Source organism: Pseudomonas sp. MF6767, from assembly GCF_016405475.1.
GTDB classification, from domain to species: domain Bacteria; phylum Pseudomonadota; class Gammaproteobacteria; order Pseudomonadales; family Pseudomonadaceae; genus Aquipseudomonas; species Aquipseudomonas paracarnis.
Genome location: NZ_JAEKCY010000025.1, coordinates 1 through 18,694 on the forward strand (window position 1 = coordinate 1; position 18,694 = coordinate 18,694).

Genomic DNA, 18,694 nt, shown 5'->3' on the forward strand with positions numbered 1-18,694 from the left:
TGCTCACCTCACATCTGTTCAAGAGCGGCCGCGAGCATCAGCGCCAGCAAGGCCAACTGCTCAGCCACTACCACTACGACGACCAGAATCGTCTGCACGCCCACGCCGTTACGCAGCAGCAAAACTATTTCTACCAACGCCAATACGACTACGACAAAACCGGCAACCTTACCCGCCTGCTCGACACCCGCAAAGGCGAACACCTTTACCGCTACGACCCGCTAAACCGCCTGACCCGCGCCGATCACTCCCAGGACGTACAGGAGCGCTTCGCCCACAACCCGGCCGGCAACCTGCTGATGCAAGACCGCCCCGGCCCGGACATCGTCACGGCCAACCGCCTGATGATCCAGGGCGACCGGCACTATGACTACGACGCCTTCGGCAACCTCATCCGCGAACGACGCGGCAAGGGCCAGCAACTCGTCACTGAGTACCGCTACGACTGCCAGCATCGGTTGGTCGGGGTTACAACGCCCAACGGCGAAACCGCCAGCTATCGCTATGACCCGTTTGGACGCCGCATCAGCAAAACCGTGGACGACAAAACCACCGAGTTTTTCTGGCAAGGCGACAAGCTGATTGCCGAACACCATGCAGAGCGCCATCGCAGCTATCTCTACGAACCCGACAGCTTCCGCCCATTGGCCCTGTTGGAAGGTTTCGGCCCAAAAGAAACCACGCCCTACCACTACCAACTCGACCACCTCGGCACCCCGCAGGAACTGACCAACCCCGAAGGCGAAATCATCTGGTCCGCCCACTACCGCGCCTACGGCCAGATCGCCCGGCTCGACGTGGGCAAGGTCGACAATCCGCTGCGGTTTCAAGGCCAGTATTTCGATGCGGAAAGCGGGCTGCACTACAACCGCCATCGCTACTACAATCCGGATATTGGTCGTTACCTGACACCGGACCCGGTGAAGTTGGCGGGTGGGGTCAACGCATACCGATACGCGCCAAATCCGACAGGCTGGATAGACCCGCTGGGGTTGAACTCGTGTCCTGATGGGGATGGCTGCAAACCAACTCATAGTGCCGATGATTCGACAAAACACGCGAAAGCTAACAATGGCGAGCCAACGCTGCCCGCACCAGCATCAACGCCAGAGAAAACGGTTCGGGTTAGGCACTACACAAATAGGAAAGGATCGAAAGGAATTGAAAATGATGGCGTGATATTGGCTCAAGATAACAATAGAGTGTATCTCGAGCCTGCGAAAAACAAGGTACTTAGTCCTGTCGATGCCCAAGATAAATACCAAATTGCAAAAGGCAAGGGTCGAGACTACATTGAGATGGATGTACCTGAATCAAGATTAGAATGGGTGAAAAACCCTAGGTATAACGTCATGGAGCTAACCGTAAGGGGGAATTTAGAAATAAACAACCCTACATTCACGAGAAGAAAGTAATGCTAGAGAAAAACAAAGAAATAATACTTGTAGGCGAGGAAGCGCTTGAAGCCTTGAAAGAAATTGAATTCATATTGATATCTCTTCACAAAATTGGCAGCTTTTATGCTGACAAACCTGGCGCAGTGGAAGAATATAGAAGAACAACTACTGACTTCATCGACAACTGCGAGGTCACCAAGCGTCTTGCAAGGGTTCGCACGATAATCTCTCATAATTTTGACGATTCTATCGGCGACGATGATATGGATGATATGGAAAGACATTTACTAGGCTTGAAATCCTGGAAACCAGCATCAACAGAAAAAACTCATTCCAACACAGGAAAATTCTCTTTTTCGGATGGAGTCATCGATCAACTAACCGCTAAACAAGATGAGCTATTAATGGTCTTTACGGACCAGCAAGAACAAACTTTCTTAATTACCTTCCACAAATTAATCTCCTTTCATAGATTAAGCTCAGCGGGTAGTAAAGTATGCGATATGCATGAGAAAAAGACCTCTACTCTTTCGCAGGAGAACGTGTGTATTGATCCAAATGAGGCAATTACAACTTACTGCTTCAAGTCTGGCAGTGGTGAGACTGTTCTTGCAATCATTGCAAGCGGTTACAGCGTTGAACGCATATGACAACCACATTCATTCAGGAATCAAACATAAATTACTGGGACGAGTTCGATGGAAGTATATTCCTTAGCAAAATCTTCAGCCACCCCGTCAAAATTGGAAAAATAGCGCTATTTTCTTTTACAATAAAAAATTACCACCTTACTATTTCCATGGATTTCGACATACCCGACTTCCCAGACAACTTACCTGAAAAATGGAAAAGCGCAGAGTACAACATGTGCAGAACTGGTATCACTTGCAATGATATTAAAGACCTAAAAATCTTAAATCTCCCTATACATGAGGTGTTTACCGTACAAATCAATAGAAAAAATGACTATTTCACATTCGAAGCCACCAGCGACGGCGCGTCCATCAAATTCAGTACAAAATCAATTTCAATTACCGACCCCACTGTTTACATCAACGGACCGGACGACTACTACTTCAAATAATACAAAAATATGATTACGACTCGCGGAGACACATCCATGCGTGGCATACCAACAGACCACCTCGAGAAAGAAAATACAGCTTGAGTAAATCTGCCCTCTTCCTTCGGCAAGGCACCAAAAACAAAAGATCATTATGTATTCAAGGATAAAACATGGAAAATTGGAATGACCTTGATGGTTCTATCTTTTTCAACAAAGTGTTCAGCCAGTCTATTGAAATCGGAAAAGCCTACATCCATTCGTTAAGTATAGAAAATGATCAGGATGATTTTGGCATCGGCTTTGACATACCAAATTTTCCTGACCGACTGCCGGAAAAATGGAAAGACAAAGGATATAACACATGCAGAATTGGATTGACCTGCTCCAACATTACCAAACTAAAAATAACAAACCTTCCTCTCAGAGAAGTTTTTAACATAGAAATACTAAAAGAGAACGAGCATTTCTTTTTCACAGCGAAATCGAAAAATGCTTCTGTTGAATTCAAGGCTAAATGGCTATCCCTATCCGGCCCCTCGGTCTATATGAACTGCCCTGAACCAGAAGATCACAACTGGTCAGACGACTCCTTATAAAACCCATGAGCTTATTTACGAAACTGCAACTATGGGAGCCATAGCAAAGGCCAATTCGCCCTGCCCTCCAGCCCAATCTACACTCCATCCATGTTGTTTCAACGGACAGAGGATTCACCACCATGGGCAAACGTCACCCCAATCTTCCCGCCTGGCAATGGCGTCAGTACCCACAGAACCATCAGCACCCAACCAACCTGGCGTTGCACCTGATTGCCGTGCCGCTGTTTATCGTCGGTTTTCTGCTGATCGTGTCAGGCGTGTTCAGCCTTAGCCTGGCCAGCTTCGCGGTCGGTGTCATTGGCATTGTCGCGGGCCTGGCGTTGCAGCGTCACGGCCATAGCCTGGAAGCCCAGGCCAGTGAGCCGTTCAGCGATCGCAAAGATGCGGTGCAGCGCCTGGTGGTTGAGCAGTTCGTGACCTTCCCGCGCTTTGTGCTCAGCGGTGGCTGGTGGCGCGCCTGGCGGCAGCGGCACCACCACTGACCGGCGGGTTCAGGCGAACACCACCACGGTCTGGCGGCTGAGGGCGATCAACTCGCCGGTCGGGCTCCACAAGGCAGCGGCAGCGTGGCCATAGCCGTCGCGGGCGTGTTCGATGTTGACGTGGTACTGGCACCAGTCGAGCGTAGTCAGGTCTTGCAACGGCTGGATGAACTCGATGGTCCAGGTCAGGGTGCTGCCCGGCGCGGGCTTTTTCAGGTGTGGCAGCAACGCCGGTGGCCAGGCGTCGACCAGGGCGAGGATATGCGCCTCGGTCAGTGGCTCCTCTTTCACATCCCCCCGCAACCGTACCCAGCCGCCCATGTCGCGGGATTTATTGCCGGTAAACGGCAGGCCACCGACACTCCAGCGCATCGCCAGATGCCGCATGAATTCGGGGGTAACACCCTTGATATAGGGCAGTTCCTGGCACTCATCCCAATGTTTGAATACCGGTGGCGGCTCACTTGCCACGTCAATTTCGGAGGGGCGAGAGGCGCCAAAACTGGCCTGGACCAGGGTCGCCACTTCACCGTTCTGCACCACGCGCCCCAGCAACTGGCTGACCGCCTTGCCTTCGCGCAGCACTTCGACTTGATAGCTGGCAGTTACATCCGGCGCTACCGGGCCGACAAAGGTGATGGCCAGCGAGCGCAGCGGTCGGTCCGCCGGCACCTGGGCGCGCAGCGCCTCGTACTGCAAGGCAGCGACCAGCCCGCCAAAGGTGGCCCGGCCCTGGGCCCATTCGGCAGGGATGGTGACATCCAGCGGATTGCTACGGGCAGCGTCGAGCAAATCACTAAAGCGCATGGCGACCTCACATCAAGAAAATCGTGGAGGAATCTTAACCATCGAATTGCACAGGCACAGCGCCCATTCCGGCCAAAAACCGGACCGGTTTAAAAACACTCGGCGCTGAGCGTGTCCAGCACACGGTCGGCCTTGCCTTGCGCCTTGAGCATGGTGCGCTGCCACACTGCTACGCAGGGTTGCAGGTCTGGCTCATGGCCGGCCTGGGCCAGCCACTGCCAACAGTCATGCCAGTTACCCAGCGCACTCTGGGCCTTCTTCAAGTGCGACAGGGCGTTGGTGGGTAATTTGTCCAGCTCGGGATACGCCTCGGCGGCATAGCGCACACGTTTGATCAGCAACCGTAGCCGGTGGCGGTCATGATCGGGGTCCTTCAAGGCGCCATCGAGTGCCTGCCATTGCTTGGCCAGGCGTTTCTGGATGCGCGGGCGCAAGCCCTTGAGCAGTTTCTGATGCTGGGACGCGCGGATAAACCGTGGGAACGCATCCAGAATCAGCAGCAAGTGCGCCAGCTCCGGGCTTTGCGCCACCTGGCGATAAGCCTCGGGCTGCAGACGCAGGCGTCGATCAGCCGCGTCGTGATAACCGTGCTGATGCAAATACGCCGCCAGCACCTCTCGGTCGCGTAGCGGCGTAGTCAGTTGGCCAACCGTGCTGGCGGCCAATTCAAGCTGTTCGACACCGGGCAGCCCGCGCAAAGGGCGCAACAGGCTGCGCAGGCGGCGTACCGTGGTGCGCAAATCATGCAAGGCTTCATCGTCAGTGACGGCGGCGAGGCGAGCCTGGCAGCTCAGTAACCCTACTTCCAGGCCAATGACCTGAGCGACTAACTGATTGACCAACGCTGACATCCTGCCCTCACTTTCCGATGAAAAATCCTATCCGCCGCAGGGTCATCGCCCGGCGCGAGACTCACGAATGTAGAACCGCGCCTTTTCGGCCTTGTTGGAGCAACCCTCGAACGCTTCAAACTGCTGCTGAGTCTTGGCGCTAGTCAACAGCGACAAAGCCTTGGAGTAGCTGACAGTGCCAGCAAAACCTTCGGCCTTGGCCAGGTCCAGCTCTTTCCAGGCGGCGTCCAATTGCGAGCCACAGCTGTCGCGATACGCGGTTTTCCCGGCACAGCCAGCCAAGGCCAACACGATCACAGGCACACAGATCCAGGCTTTCATTGATGACACCTCAAATATACAAATTCAGTCGTAGCCTGTAGACGTTGCCTACAGGGAAAAGTGCCTTGTCCTTAGCCTGAAATCAGTAGTACCTATTGCCAGAGCATACCCGAGGCTGATCGCCAGCCTGGAAAAATATTGCGCGCTGTCAGCAAGGATTGAAGCAGGCCCCTTGATGGGTGCATTGTGGGCCCCTGTTTTGCGAAGGATCTGGCCATGAAGAAACGTGTTGCCTTAGTGCTGGGCTCCGGTGGGGCCAGGGGCTACGCCCATATCGGGGTGATCGAAGAAATCGAACGACGCGGCTATGACATCGCCTGTATCGCCGGCTGTTCCATGGGCGCCGTGGTGGGTGGGATCTACGCCGCCGGCAAGCTCGACGAGTACCGCAACTGGATCGAAAGCCTGGACTACCTCGACGTATTGCGCCTGGTAGATGTGAGCTTTCGCCTGGGAGCGATCCGCGGTGAGAAGGTGTTCGGGCAAATCCGCAAGATTGTCGGCGATATCAATATCGAGGAGCTGCGCATCCCCTACACCGCCGTCGCCACCGACCTCACCAACCAACAGGAGATCTGGTTCCAGGAAGGCTGCCTGCACCAGGCCATGCGCGCCTCCGCGGCCATCCCCAGCCTGTTCACACCGGTGATGCAGGGCAACCGCATGCTGGTGGACGGCGGCCTGCTCAACCCGCTGCCCATCGTTCCGGTGGTATCGAGCCATTGCGACTTGATCATTGCGGTCAACCTCAATGCCACCAACCAGAAACACTACCAATTGCCGGTAATTCCGCGCCCGCCGGCGTTCAAGAGCCGCTTCAACAGCCTGGCCAAGTCACTGGGCTCCCACCTGCCATTTCGCCGCAAGCAGGCCGAGCAGTTGATGAAGCTGGAACAAGAAGCCTTGCAGGCCCAGGCCGCCGAAATCAACCCGTGGCTGGAGTCTGCCGAACCCGAAGCCCAGCAACCTGCCGCGGCGCCCGAGAAAGCCGGTGCACCGAAGTCGGCCACCGGCTCGTTCATCATCGACAACGTCGGGCCTGCCTCGTTGCTGGATCTGATCAACCAGAGTTTCGAGGTGATGCAAACCTCATTGGCACAGTACAAGATCGCTGGGTATCCGCCCGATGTGCTGATCAACGTGCCAAAGCGGGTGTGCCGCTTTTTCGAGTTCTATAAAGCGCCGGAACTGATCGCTTTGGGGCGGGAGATTGCCAGTGATACGTTGGATCGGTATGAGAGTGAGCAGAGTTGAGCGTGTAAGTGTTGCGGATGGCCTCATCGCGGGCAAGCCCGGCTCCCACAGGGAAATGCATTTCAGCTGTGGGAGCTGGCTTGCCTGCGATGGCGCCAGCACAGGCACCAAACGCTCAGGCACTTAGCAACCGATACCCCACCCCCGCCTCAGTCACGATAAACCGTGGCTGGGTCGGGTCATCCGCCAGCTTCTGGCGCAAGTGCCCCACCACGATACGCAGGTAGTGGCTGTCCTCGGTATGGGTTGGCCCCCAGATGTCCTTGAGCAGCTGCTGTTGGGTAATCACCCGCCCCGGGTGGCGTGCCAACTGCGCCAGCACTGCGTATTCCTTGCGGGTCAGCGCCACTTCGGCACCGTCCAGCAAAACGCGGCGATAGGCCAGGTCGACCGTCAGCGGGCCAAAACTCAAGGCGGCTTCCTGAGCCTCTCCGGCCGGTGCCTGGCGCAACAGCGCACGCACCCGGGCAAGAAACTCCTGGATGCCGAACGGTTTGGTCACGTAGTCATTGGCGCCACCGTCGAGGGCCTCGACCTTCTGACCTTCGCTGGCCCGCACCGACAGCACCAGCACCGGCACGCTCGACCACTCGCGAAACTCGCGCAGCACCTGTTGGCCGTCCATGTCGGGCAGGCCCAGGTCGAGTACCAGCAGATCCGGTTTGCTCAAGGCCGCCTGCGCCAGGCCTTCGTTGCCGGTGCCGGCTTCGATTACCTTATAGCCTTGGGAAGCCAGGCTGATGCGCAGGAATTTGCGGATCTGCGGTTCGTCATCAATGACAAGAATCGTCGCGGTCTGGCTCATGGTGTCTCATTAAAACCCATTAAAAAAATCACCCTCTGTAGGAGCGAGCTTGCTCGCGAAAAACCTCTAGGCAACGCGTGCATTCAGGAAGCCATCATTATCGTTAACGACCTTCGCGAGCAAGCTCGCTCCTACAAGGTTTACTCCAGGGCAGGTTGTGTGGGCAGCGGTAAAAACAAGGTGATGCAGGTGCCCCGCCCGTCAATGCCATCGGCTACGCTGATATGCCCACCGTGCGCACCGACCATGCCCTGGCAGATCGCCAAGCCGAGGCCGGTGCCCTGCCCGCCTCGATCACCGCGGGCAGCGGTGTAGAACATGTCGAAGATCTTCGCACGCTCCTCCTCGGGAATGCCTGGCCCTTCATCCGCTACGGCAAAAAACAACTGCTCATCCTGCACGCCCGCGCGCAACTGCAAGCGGCCCTGGGGCGGCGAAAACCGTGCGGCGTTTTCCAACACATTGACCAGGGCCTGCTCAATCAGCGCCGCATGCACATACAACAAGGGCAGTTCCGGCGGCACATCGGTGCTCATCTGCAACGGCGCCAGCACGGCGCGCAATCGCCCAAGGGCACTGCCGACAATATCGCCGGGCGACACCCAATCGCGTGCCAGTTTCAGCGCACCGTGGCCCAGGCGTGTCATGTCCAGCAGATTCTGGATATAACGGTCGAGGCGCTCGGCCTCGTCGCGAGTGCCTTCGAGCAATTCGCGGCGATCCTCCAGGGGGATGGCTTCACCCAGGGCCAGCAGGCTGTCGATGCTGCCGCGCATGGAGGTCAATGGCGTGCGCAAGTCGTGGGACACCGAAGCGAGCAAAGCGCTGCGCAGTTGTTCGGTTTCGCCGTGCAGGCGCGCCGATTCCAACTCCTGCCCCAATTGTGCCCGCGCCAGTGCCTGGGCCAGCGGTTGGCTCAACGCGGTGAGCAAGCGTCGACGTTGCCCGCTCAATTCCAGGCCAGGCTTGGCACTGACACCCAGCAACCCCAAGGGCCCCTCTTCACCCGACAGCGGCCACCACCACCAACGCCCAAACGGCAAGGTGCCGGTGCCCATGCCGGCCGGCTGATCATGCTGCCAGGCCCAGTCGGCGGCGGCGCGTTCAGCTTCGGTGAGGGTCAACGGGCAACCGGTCTCGACCTTCCAGCCGCCCTGTCCATCGCGATTGACCAGGCACAGGTCGAGCTCGTTCCAACCTTGCAGATGGTGGGCGGCGGCACTGATGACAGCTTGGCGGTCGGTGGCAGCGGTGAGCTTGCGCGACAGGTCGAGCAGTTCGCTGGTTTCTTCCTGGGTATCGCGCAACGCCTGCAACTGACGGCGCTGGCGTGCGGCGAGGTTGCCGGTCAACGCCGCCATTAACAGAAAAAACAACAGGGTCAGCACGTCTTCTTCACGCTGGATGGCAAAGGAAAAATTCGGCGGGATAAACAGAAAATCGTAAGTCAAAAACGACAGTGCGGCACACACCAGGGACGGCCCCAGGCTGCTGCGCACCGCCACCAGCAGCACGGCGGCAAGAAACACCAGCGAGATGTTCGGCAGCGCCAACGCACTGGACACGGCCCATGCCACTGCGGCAGCGACAAAGGTGGCCACCACCGCCAGGGCGTAATCGAACCACACCAACCCGCGTACCTCCGGCAGACGTGGCGGTGCAGGCATGTCATCGCTGTCGAGGACGTTGATTTCCAAGCCGCGGGCATTGCGCAACAGGCGTGCCGCCAAGCCGCCACCGAACAGGCGCCGCCGCCAGCGCATCCGTGACTGCCCCACCAGAACTAAACTGGCACGGCGTTCGGCGGCGTGCTGGATCAGGGTCTTGGCCACTTCCCCGGCGCGCAGCAACACCACTTCCCCGCCCAGCCGCTCTGCCAGTTGCTGGGCGTTTTGCAGGCGCAGGCGCGATTGCTCATCCCGCGCACGGCCGTTGTCGATGTGCACCAGGCTCCAGGGCAAATGCCGACGCTGAGCCACGCGGCTGGCATGGCGCACCAGGCGTTCGGCTTGGGCATCGCCATCCACACCGACCAACAGGCGCCCACGCACTGCCGGCGCGGCCTGGCCGAGTTGGCGGTAACCCTGGGCCAGGTCATCGTCGACGTGGGCGGCGGCGGTTTGCATGGCCAGTTCGCGCAGGGCCATGAGGTTGGTCTGGGTGAAAAACGCATCGATGGCCGCACGCGCCTGTTCGGGCACATACACCTTGCCGTCACGCAGGCGCTCGAGCAGCTCGCGAGACGGAAGGTCGATCAGCAGCAGTTCGTCGGCCTCTTGCAGCACCCAGTCCGGCAGGGTTTCGCGCACTTGCACGCCGGTGATACCACGCACTTGGTCGTTGAGGCTTTCCAGGTGCTGGACGTTGACCGTAGTGAACACGTTGATGCCGGCGGCGAGCAGTTCCTGGATGTCTTGCCAGCGTTTTTCATGACGACTGCCGGGAGCGTTGCTGTGGGCCAGTTCGTCCACCAGCACCAGCTTGGGCTTGGCGGCGAGCAGGCCGTCGAGGTCCATTTCTTCGAGCATCACGCCACGGTATTCGCTACGCAACAGCGGTTGTTGCGGCAGGCCGCTGAGCAAGGCTTCGGTCTCGGCGCGGCCGTGGGTTTCAACCACCCCAGCGATCAGGCGCACGCCCTGGCGCAGTTGGGTATGGGCCGCCTGGAGCATGGCGTAGGTCTTGCCCACACCGGGCGCGGCGCCAAGGAAGACTTTGAGCCGGCCACGGCCGTCCCGGGGCAGATCGGCTAACAGGGCATCGGCGCGGCCGGCGTCGCTCATGCTCGGGGGTTCCTTCAGGTATTGATAGAGAGTCTTCAAGGCCGCCATCGCGGGCAAGCCCGGCTCCCACAGTGGAATGCATTCCAAATGTGGGAGCCGGGCTTGCCCGCGATGGCGATCGCCTGGCTTACAACGCTTCCAAAGCCATGTTCAAGGCCAGTACGTTTACTACAGGCGGGCCTACCAGAGGGCTTTCGATGTGCTCATCCAGCAACCGCTGCAAGGTCGACACCGGCATATTTCGCGCCGCCGCCACTCGCGCCAGTTGATAGGCAATCGCCTGCGGTGGCAAGTGTGGATCAAGGCCGCTGCCGGAGGTTGTCAGCGAGGCCAATGGCACCGGGCCCTGGCCCGGTACTGACTGCTTGCTGGCCTCTTCGACTATGCGAGTGGCCAAGGCCGGATTGCTCGGGCCCAGGTTACTGGCACTGCTGGACACTGTGGCAAAAGCACCGGCTGACGGGCGTGGGTGAAACCAGCGGTCACCAGTAAAGTCCTGGGCGATCAGGATGGAGCCACGCACCTTGCCGCTGGCGTCGCGCACCAGGCTGCCATTGGCTTGATCGGGGAAGGCCACTTGGGCCACGCCAGTGACTACCAGCGGGTAGGCCACGCCGGTGATCAGGGTCATGAGTACCAGCAAGCTCAGGGCTGGGCGGATGATGTTGGACATTTCAGACTCCTCAATTCAGTGGTGCGGTGGGACGCGGAGCGTCCGGGGTGGCATTCCCACGCGGAGCGTGGGAACGATCAGCGGAGCGTGGGAACGATCAGCGGCCAGGTCAAACCAGGTGCAGCGCGGTCAGTAACATGTCGATGGCCTTGATCCCCACGAACGGCACCAACAGTCCGCCCAGCCCGTAGATCAGCAGATTGCGCCGCAACAACGCCGCCGCACTCGCGGCCTGCACGCGCACGCCGCGCAGGGCCAAAGGGATCAGCACCACGATAATCAGCGCGTTGAACACGATGGCCGATAGGATCGCGCTCTGCGGGCTCTGCAAGTGCATGATGTTGAGCACGCCCAGTTGCGGGTAGATCGAGGCGAACAGCGCCGGCAGGATCGCGAAGTACTTGGCCACGTCGTTGGCGATGGAAAAGGTCGTCAGCGCGCCGCGAGTCACCAGCAACTCCTTGCCGATCTGCACCACGTCCAGCAGCTTGGTCGGGTCGCTGTCGAGGTCGACCATGTTGGCGGCTTCGCGCGCAGCCTGGGTGCCGTCGTTCATCGCCATGCCGACGTCAGCCTGGGCCAGCGCCGGGGCGTCGTTGGCGCCGTCGCCGCACATCGCAACCAGGCGACCATCGTTCTGCTCATGGCGAATACGCGCGAGTTTCTTCTCTGGCGTGGCTTCGGCCAGCACATCGTCCACACCCGCTTCAGCGGCAATCGCGGCGGCGGTCAGCGGGTTGTCGCCAGTGACCATCACGGTGCGAATCCCCAACTTGCGCAACTCGGCAAAACGCTCACGAATACCTGGCTTGACCACGTCTTTGAGATGGATCGCCCCCAGTAACTTGCCATCGGCGCACACCAGCAAGGGCGTGCCGCCGCTTTGGGCGATCTTGTCGATTTCCCGCGACAACGCAGGCAGCAGGTCGCTACGTTGCTGGCCGATAAACGCCAGCAGCGAGTCCACCGCGCCTTTACGGAACACACGGCCCTGATAGTCGACACCGGACAAACGGGTCTCGGCGCTGAAGGGCACGGCGGTCAACGCATCCAGGCTCGGCTCGGCCTGGGGGTGCAAGGCGCGCAGGTATTCAACGATGGACTTGCCTTCCGCCGTGTCATCGGCCAGGGACGCCAGCAACGCGCCTTCGGCCAATTCGCGGCCACTGACACCAGGTGCAGCGACCACGGCCGAGCAACGACGGTTGCCGAAGGTGATGGTGCCGGTCTTGTCCAGCAGTAACACATGCACGTCCCCCGCCGCTTCCACGGCGCGGCCGGACTTGGCAATCACGTTGAGGCGTACCAGGCGGTCCATGCCGGCAATCCCGATGGCCGACAACAGGCCGCCAATGGTGGTGGGAATCAGCGTCACCAGCAGTGCGACCAGGAACACCAGCGGCAAGCTGCCATTGGCAAAGTGGGCGAACGGCTGCAGGGTCACGACCACCAGCAGAAAGATCAGGGTCAGGCCGATCAGCAGGATATCCAGCGCGACTTCGTTGGGGGTTTTCTGGCGTTTGGCGCCTTCCACCAGCGCGATCATGCGGTCCAGGGTGGACTCGCCCGGGTTGGCGGTGATGCGGATGAGCAGCCAGTCCGACACCAGCCGCGTGTTGCCGGTGACGGCCGAACGGTCGCCGCCAGACTCGCGGATCACCGGGGCGGATTCGCCGGTGATCGCTGCTTCGTTGACTGCCGCAATACCTTCGACGACCTCGCCGTCACCGGGGATCATTTCCCCGGCGGCAACACGAACTACATCGCCTTTGCGCAGGCTGGTGGCCGGCACCACCTTGAAGCTGCCATCGGCTTCCTGGCGTCGGGCGCTCAAGCCTTCGCTGCCAGCCTTGAGGCTGTCGGCGCGGGCCTTTCCGCGGCCTTCGGCCAGGGCTTCGGCGAAGTTGGCGAACAGCACGGTGAACCACAGCCACACGGCGATTTGCACCGCTACAAAAGTGGGCACGGTGGTGTCGGGCACAAAGCACAACACGGTGGTGAGGATGGCGGTCAGCTCCACCACCAGCATCACTGGCGAGCGTTGCAGTTGGCGTGGGTCCAGCTTGACGAACGCCTGGACCAGCGCCGGGCGCCACAGGGCCGAGATGGCGGTTTTGGCAGGCTCCAGGGGTTTGACCGGGGCCGCGTTTTTTGCAGGCATATTCATTTTCATATCCCTTAACTAGAAGCCCATGCTCAAGTGTTCAGCGATGGGGCCCAACGCCAGCGTCGGCAGGAAAGTCAGGCCGCCCACCAGCAAAATGGTCACGGTCAACAAGGTCACGAACAGCGCGCCATGGGTGGGGAAGCTGTTCTGGCCAATCGGTGCGGTCTTCTTCATCGCCAGGCTGCCGGCCAGGGCCAGTACCGGGAGGATGTAGCCAAAGCGGCCGATCAACATGCCCAGGCCGAGCATCAGGTTATGGAATGGGGTATTGGCGCCGAGGCCGGCAAACGCCGAACCGTTGTTGGCACTGGCCGAGGTATAGGCGTAGAGCAACTGGCTGAAGCCATGGGGGCCAGGGTTGCTGATGGCACCTGCCGGGCCGGGCAGGCTGGCGGCGATGGCACTCAAGACCAATACGCCGACCGGCATAACCAGCAGAGTCACCACCAGCAATTGCACTTCCTTGGCCTGGAGTTTCTTGCCCAGGTATTCGGGGGTGCGGCCGATCATCAAGCCGGCGAGGAACACCGCGATCAACACGTTGAGCAACATGCCGTACATACCGGCACCCACGCCGCCGAAGATCACTTCGCCGACCATCATGTTCACCAGCGCGACCATCCCACTCAGGGGGCTGAGGCTGTCCTGCATGCCATTGACCGAACCGTTGGACGCCGCAGTGGTGGTCACCGACCACAGCACGGTACCGGTGGTGCCGAAGCGTGTTTCCTTGCCTTCCAACGGTGCGGTTTGCTCCACCGCCGGGTTGTTCAGGGTTGGATTGGGCTGGTACTCGGACCACAGCGACGTCGCGCCGCCGATCAGGAACAACGCCAGCATGCACGCGAGGATCGCCCGGCTCTGACGCAGGTCTTTGACGTAATGGCCGAAGGTAAACACCAACGCTACCGGGATCAGGATGATCGAGGCCACTTCAAACAGGTTGGCCCAGGCTGTCGGGTCTTCAAACGGATGCGCCGAGTTCACGCCGAAGAAGCCACCGCCGTTGGTGCCCAGTTGCTTGATCGCAATCTGGCTCGCGGCCGGCCCCAGGGGAATCACCTGATCCACGCCTTGCAGCGTGACCGCATCAACATAGTGGGCGAAGGTTTGCGGTACGCCCTGCCACACCAGAAACAGCGCGAGCACCAGGCACAACGGCAGCAGGCCGTAGAGGGTGGCGCGGGTCATGTCGACCCAGAAGTTGCCCAGGGTCTGGGCAGATTTGCGCCCGATCCCACGGCACAAGGCGACCAGGACGGCGAGACCGGTCGCCGCACTGACGAAGTTCTGCACCGTGAGGCCGGCCATCTGACTTAGATAACTTAGGGACGCTTCGCCGCTGTAGTTCTGCCAGTTGGTATTGGTCATGAAACTGACGGCGGTGTTGAACGCCAGGGTCCATTCCTGGCCCGGCAGTTTTTGCGGGTTCAGTGGCAGGGAGCCCTGGAATAACAGGATCGAGAACAACAACAAGAAGCCCGCCAGGTTGAATGCGAGCAAGGCCAGCATGTATTTCTGCCAGCTCTGCTCCTGCTGCGCATCCACGCCCGAGAGGCGATAACAGGCTTTCTCGACAGGCCCCAGTACCGGGGTGAGGCAAGTGCGCTGGCCTTCCATCACCTTGTAGTAGAACCGCCCCAAAAAGGGTGCCGGCACCAGTACCACGGCAAAGAAGGCGATGATCAGCCAATAGTCATAACTGTGCATAGCCCGCTCCTAGTTCCGATCCGCGCGTAACAGCGCAACCAGCAGATAAATGAACAGCGCCACGGCCAATAGCAGTGACACTCCGTCCAGAACGCTCATGGAAATTTCCCCGTCTTGCGGCGATTGCCGCGTGTGGGGGCATTGTCCGCAGGAGCGGTGTAAAGGAACGAGAGCGAGGGGCCGGGTGGGGCGTAAAGATGGCGTAAAGAGTGGGTTTAGCGGGGTTTACAGCGGGGTTTGCCGTGGCTGGGGGGGCCTCTTCGCGGGCAAGCCCGGCTCCCACATTCGACTGCGTTCTTTCAGTTAAAACTCGGTCAAGTGTGGGAGCGGGCTTGCCCGCGAAAGCGCCCGCCAAGGCACCACCGCACTTATGTGGTGCAACTCATGCCGCATTCAAACGCCAAACCGTCCCTTCGGCGACATAGGCATTGCTTTACGACATAGTTCTGAGGCTTGGCATAGCCACTGCAACACCTTGAATCATTCCAAACAGTTCAAGGAGCGCAGCACAATGAACACACAACTCAAACCCACATTGGGTACCTTGCATCTATGGGGCATTGCCGTGGGGCTGGTGATCTCCGGCGAGTATTTCGGCTGGAGCTACGGCTGGGGCGTCGCCGGTACCTTGGGCTTTCTGGTGACCTCGTTGATGGTCGCCGCGATGTACACCTGCTTCATCTTCAGCTTCACCGAACTGACCACTGCGATTCCCCACGCAGGAGGCCCCTTTGCCTACAGCCGTCGCGCCTTCGGTGAGAAAGGCGGCTTGATTGCCGGCTTGGCCACCTTGATCGAGTTCGTCTTCGCCCCGCCCGCGATTGCCCTGGCCATTGGTGCGTACCTGAACGTGCAGTTCCCGGCACTCGACCCCAAGCACGCCGCCGTCGGCGCTTATATCGTGTTCATGGGCCTGAATATCCTCGGGGTGAAACTCGCCGCCACCTTTGAGTTGGTCGTCTGCGTGCTCGCCGTCGCCGAACTGCTGGTGTTCATGGGGGTGGTCGCACCGGCGTTCAGCTTCAGCCACTTCGCCCTCAACGGCTGGGCCGGTTCCGACACCTTCGGCGCCCCGGCAATTGCCGGGATGTTTGCCGCCATCCCCTTCGCCATCTGGTTCTTCCTCGCCATCGAAGGCGCGGCCATGGCCGCCGAAGAAGCCAAGGACCCCAAGCGCACCATTCCAAAAGCCTACATCAGCGGCATCCTCACCCTGGTGATCCTGGCCATGGGCGTGATGTTCTTCGCCGGTGGTGTGGGTGACTGGCGCACCCTCTCGAACATCAACGACCCACTGCCCCAAGCGATGAAAACCGTGGTGGGTGACAGCTCCGGCTGGTTGCACATGCTGGTATGGATTGGCCTGTTCGGCCTGGTGGCAAGCTTCCACGGCATCATCCTCGGCTACTCGCGCCAGTTCTTCGCCCTGGCCCGTGCCGGTTACCTGCCGTCTTTCCTGGCCAAACTCTCACGTTTCCAGACACCGCACCGGGCCATCCTCGCCGGCGGCGTGGTGGGTATCGCCGCCATCTACAGCGACGGCCTGATCAACCTGGGCGGCATGACCCTGACCGCCGCGATGATTACCATGGCGGTGTTCGGTGCCATCGTCATGTACATCATGAGCATGCTCAGCCTGTTCAAACTGCGTAAGACCGAGCCGTTGCTGGAACGCACCTTCCGCGCGCCGGGCTACCCCATCGTGCCGGGTATTGCGCTGGTGCTGGCGGTGGTATGCCTGGTGGCAATGGCCTGGTTCAATGCCTTGATCGGGCTGATCTTCCTGGGCTTCATGGCGGTGGGCTTCATCTACTTCCAGCTGACCGCACAAGACCGTGTCGATGCGCCGGCAGATGCGATGTTGACCGGACAATAGCGCCTATGAGGCAGAACGGGCCTACACTGAACTACTCAGAAAGCCCGTGACTCAAAGCAGTCATTACCGTGGGAAACTTTCCCACGGACATCTGCCTCAAGGAGAGCCTTATGCCGTGGTATGCGTGGTTGATTATGGTAGTCGCGATCGGGTCGATCGTCGGAGGGCTGATGATGCTGCGCGACAGCGCCAACAAAGTCGAACTCACCGACGAACAACGCAAACGCGTGGCCGAGCGCAATGCGCAGGCGGATGCCAAGGATGCGCAAGACAGATAAATCGCGTGTAACCCCGTGGCGAGGGAGCTTGCTCCCGCTGGGCTGCGAAGCAGCCCCCTACTCCCACTTCGCCTTGGCAATATGCAACCCATGTTGCCCCTTATAGGCGGCACGCTCCGGCTGGCTCCAGCCACTGAGCAACTCATCCTCCAGCCTATAGATCTCAACCCCTAACGGACGACACACCGTCAACGGGTCCTGCGCCTCCGGCCCCCACATGGGCAGCGACAAATCCCCGCCAGGGCACGTCGACAACGCACACAGCAAATCAATCTCGGCAAAGAACTCCAGGTAATCGCCCTTCTGCGCCGGACAGGCCTTCATAAAGTACATGTCATCGTGATTGAGCCCGGTGCACTGGAAAATATTCAACACGTCATGCACATCGAACTCCGTCAGTCCGTGGGGCAATACCGCACGGGTCAGGTTCGAGTGGCAATGGTGATGAAAGTCCTCACCGGTCAACATACGGTTCACATAGGGGTCGCACCGCGTGCCCAACAAATCATGCAAACGCCCACCGTGCTCATCAATGCCGTAGCTGGCCAGGCTGTCATCGGTGATCGTGACCAAGGGCCTTAAAAAGGGCAGGTTCGACCACAACCGATCATGGGTGCTGACATGAGCGCCTTGCAGCTGACGAGTGCGCGCAGCCCACAAACGTTCGCGCGGATCGTTGGCGTTCCAGACATTAAAGTCCCCCACCTGCGGCCCCACCGGCGTGGTCACACGAAACACATGCCCGGCCGGCACCTTCCACGCCCTCCCCGTGCGGATCGGCACCTCGAACTGTTCGATCAACGTGCGCTGGCTTTTCTGATCACGAATACGCTCATAGAACGCCGTATCCACCTGCAACGCCGAACCTTTGCTGACCTGGTACGCGGCCGGGTAGTCTTTGTACATGGGGCATGTCCTCTATCAAGGGTGATCAAACAGGGCGAGGGAAAGGTGTTCTGAATCGTCCAGGTACAGGCTCATCGCCTCGCTGGCGGCCTGGGTTTGGTTGCGGGTTAGCAGTGTGTATATCTCATGGTCACGCTCCAGCCAGGGCGACTGGAAACGCTGCTCGTCAGGCGCGGCGCAGAACACCAGGCGCAACTGGGCAATCACCTGGGCGAAAAAACCGTCGAACAATGGGCTGCCCTTCAAGGCGACGATCTGTTGGTGGAACATAAGACTGTGGGTGGCCACGGCTCGCCAATCTTCGCGCTCCCGGGCCAAGTGGGTGGCGTCAATGGCGCTTTGCATACGTGTCGATTGAACGTCCGTCAGCGGCCGGCTGTGGGCAATCGCCTGCAACTCCAGGGTGCGGCGGACGACGAAGAGGTCACTTACTTCTGCCCGCTCCAGGCGCCGAACCATCACGCCCTTATTGCGGATATAGCGAGTAAGGCCCTCCTGGCCCAGACGATGCAGCGCCTCTCGAATCGTATTGCGTGATGAGTTGTAGGCCTTGACCAGATCAACCTCGACCAGCGGCATGCCTGGCAATAGCCGTCCACCGATAATGTCGGCGCGAAGCTCCAGGGCGATCTGATCGGCTAAAGACAAAGTGAGAGTCATCGTTACCTCAAGATTGTTGAACAATCACTAAGTAAGAGGTAACCACGTTTCGTGCCAAT

At 59.4% G+C, this 18,694-nt stretch carries 19 protein-coding genes; 8 read left to right on the forward strand and 11 right to left on the reverse strand.

The window, feature by feature from the left end; translation table 11 throughout:
- From JFT58_RS26370 to JFT58_RS26390, 5 genes are all read left to right on the forward strand, one after another.
- Positions 1-1,415 (forward strand): RHS repeat-associated core domain-containing protein (locus tag JFT58_RS26370; RefSeq protein ID WP_178111269.1); only part of this gene is annotated, 1,415 nt, incomplete at its 5' end.
- Positions 1,415-2,047, forward strand: coding sequence for a hypothetical protein (locus JFT58_RS30510; protein ID WP_054898474.1), 633 nt, complete (start codon positions 1,415-1,417; stop codon positions 2,045-2,047). The genes JFT58_RS26370 and JFT58_RS30510, both read left to right, overlap by 1 nt.
- Entirely contained in the window at positions 2,044-2,481 is a 438-nt protein-coding gene (locus JFT58_RS26380; protein ID WP_219857377.1) for an Imm50 family immunity protein, read from the forward strand. The genes JFT58_RS30510 and JFT58_RS26380 overlap by 4 nt, the downstream gene beginning before the upstream one ends.
- Before the next feature lie 152 nt (positions 2,482-2,633).
- A complete protein-coding gene (locus JFT58_RS26385; protein WP_054898473.1) occupies positions 2,634-3,059 on the forward strand; it encodes an Imm50 family immunity protein in 426 nt (141 codons plus the stop codon).
- Positions 3,060-3,181: 122 nt separating this feature from the next.
- Positions 3,182-3,544 carry an Mpo1-like protein gene (locus JFT58_RS26390; RefSeq protein ID WP_003189844.1) on the forward strand — a complete coding sequence of 121 codons (363 nt, stop codon included), beginning with the start codon at positions 3,182-3,184 and terminating at the stop codon, positions 3,542-3,544.
- 9 nt (positions 3,545-3,553) lie between these two features.
- Here JFT58_RS26390 and JFT58_RS26395 read toward each other — a convergent pair whose 3' ends face one another.
- The 3 genes from JFT58_RS26395 to JFT58_RS26405 all read right to left on the reverse strand — a co-directional run bounded on the left by JFT58_RS26395 (position 3,554) and on the right by JFT58_RS26405 (position 5,523).
- The gene (locus JFT58_RS26395; RefSeq protein WP_034126715.1) at positions 3,554-4,351 is read right to left on the reverse strand and encodes an acyl-CoA thioesterase; all 798 of its coding nucleotides are present in this window, start codon (positions 4,349-4,351) and stop codon (positions 3,554-3,556) included.
- An 89-nt stretch (positions 4,352-4,440) separates the two neighbouring features.
- A complete protein-coding gene (locus tag JFT58_RS26400; RefSeq protein WP_032902640.1) occupies positions 4,441-5,202 on the reverse strand; it encodes a CHAD domain-containing protein in 762 nt (253 codons plus the stop codon).
- Between the two features lie 42 nt (positions 5,203-5,244).
- Positions 5,245-5,523, reverse strand: a complete 279-nt coding sequence (locus tag JFT58_RS26405; protein ID WP_198834783.1) for a hypothetical protein — start codon at positions 5,521-5,523, stop codon at positions 5,245-5,247.
- 216 nt (positions 5,524-5,739) lie between these two features.
- On the opposite strand from JFT58_RS26405, the gene JFT58_RS26410 reads away from it, so the two are divergent.
- Entirely contained in the window at positions 5,740-6,777 is a 1,038-nt protein-coding gene (locus tag JFT58_RS26410) for a patatin-like phospholipase family protein (RefSeq protein ID WP_054898472.1), read from the forward strand.
- 115 nt (positions 6,778-6,892) lie between these two features.
- Here the strand turns inward: JFT58_RS26410 and JFT58_RS26415 are convergent, their stop codons facing one another.
- The 6 genes from JFT58_RS26415 to kdpF all read right to left on the reverse strand — a co-directional run bounded on the left by JFT58_RS26415 (position 6,893) and on the right by kdpF (position 15,014).
- A complete protein-coding gene (locus JFT58_RS26415) occupies positions 6,893-7,582 on the reverse strand; it encodes a response regulator (protein WP_034126713.1) in 690 nt (229 codons plus the stop codon).
- A 140-nt stretch (positions 7,583-7,722) separates the two neighbouring features.
- The gene (locus JFT58_RS26420; protein WP_054898471.1) at positions 7,723-10,365 is read right to left on the reverse strand and encodes a sensor histidine kinase; all 2,643 of its coding nucleotides are present in this window, start codon (positions 10,363-10,365) and stop codon (positions 7,723-7,725) included.
- A gap of 127 nt (positions 10,366-10,492) precedes the next feature.
- Positions 10,493-11,038 carry a potassium-transporting ATPase subunit KdpC gene (gene kdpC / locus JFT58_RS26425; RefSeq protein ID WP_054898470.1) on the reverse strand — a complete coding sequence of 182 codons (546 nt, stop codon included), beginning with the start codon at positions 11,036-11,038 and terminating at the stop codon, positions 10,493-10,495.
- 109 nt (positions 11,039-11,147) lie between these two features.
- The gene (gene kdpB, locus JFT58_RS26430) at positions 11,148-13,205 is read right to left on the reverse strand and encodes a potassium-transporting ATPase subunit KdpB (RefSeq protein ID WP_169918940.1); all 2,058 of its coding nucleotides are present in this window, start codon (positions 13,203-13,205) and stop codon (positions 11,148-11,150) included.
- 15 nt (positions 13,206-13,220) lie between these two features.
- The gene (gene kdpA / locus JFT58_RS26435) at positions 13,221-14,915 is read right to left on the reverse strand and encodes a potassium-transporting ATPase subunit KdpA (protein ID WP_054898469.1); all 1,695 of its coding nucleotides are present in this window, start codon (positions 14,913-14,915) and stop codon (positions 13,221-13,223) included.
- A 9-nt stretch (positions 14,916-14,924) separates the two neighbouring features.
- Positions 14,925-15,014 carry a K(+)-transporting ATPase subunit F gene (gene kdpF / locus JFT58_RS26440; protein ID WP_003218754.1) on the reverse strand — a complete coding sequence of 30 codons (90 nt, stop codon included), beginning with the start codon at positions 15,012-15,014 and terminating at the stop codon, positions 14,925-14,927.
- Positions 15,015-15,426: 412 nt separating this feature from the next.
- On the opposite strand from kdpF, the gene eat reads away from it, so the two are divergent.
- Both eat and JFT58_RS26450 read left to right on the forward strand, forming a co-directional pair.
- A complete protein-coding gene (eat, locus tag JFT58_RS26445; protein ID WP_034126709.1) occupies positions 15,427-16,791 on the forward strand; it encodes an ethanolamine permease in 1,365 nt (454 codons plus the stop codon).
- Positions 16,792-16,901: 110 nt separating this feature from the next.
- Positions 16,902-17,069 (forward strand): DUF2897 family protein, encoded by a 168-nt coding sequence (locus JFT58_RS26450; protein ID WP_003172675.1) that lies wholly within the window; start codon positions 16,902-16,904, stop codon positions 17,067-17,069.
- A gap of 57 nt (positions 17,070-17,126) precedes the next feature.
- Here JFT58_RS26450 and JFT58_RS26455 read toward each other — a convergent pair whose 3' ends face one another.
- Together JFT58_RS26455 and JFT58_RS26460 are read right to left on the reverse strand one after the other, a co-directional pair.
- The gene (locus JFT58_RS26455) at positions 17,127-17,975 is read right to left on the reverse strand and encodes an urea carboxylase-associated family protein (RefSeq protein ID WP_054898468.1); all 849 of its coding nucleotides are present in this window, start codon (positions 17,973-17,975) and stop codon (positions 17,127-17,129) included.
- A gap of 15 nt (positions 17,976-17,990) precedes the next feature.
- Positions 17,991-18,635 (reverse strand): GntR family transcriptional regulator, encoded by a 645-nt coding sequence (locus tag JFT58_RS26460; RefSeq protein ID WP_054898467.1) that lies wholly within the window; start codon positions 18,633-18,635, stop codon positions 17,991-17,993.
- Between the last annotated feature and the right edge of the window lie 59 nt (positions 18,636-18,694).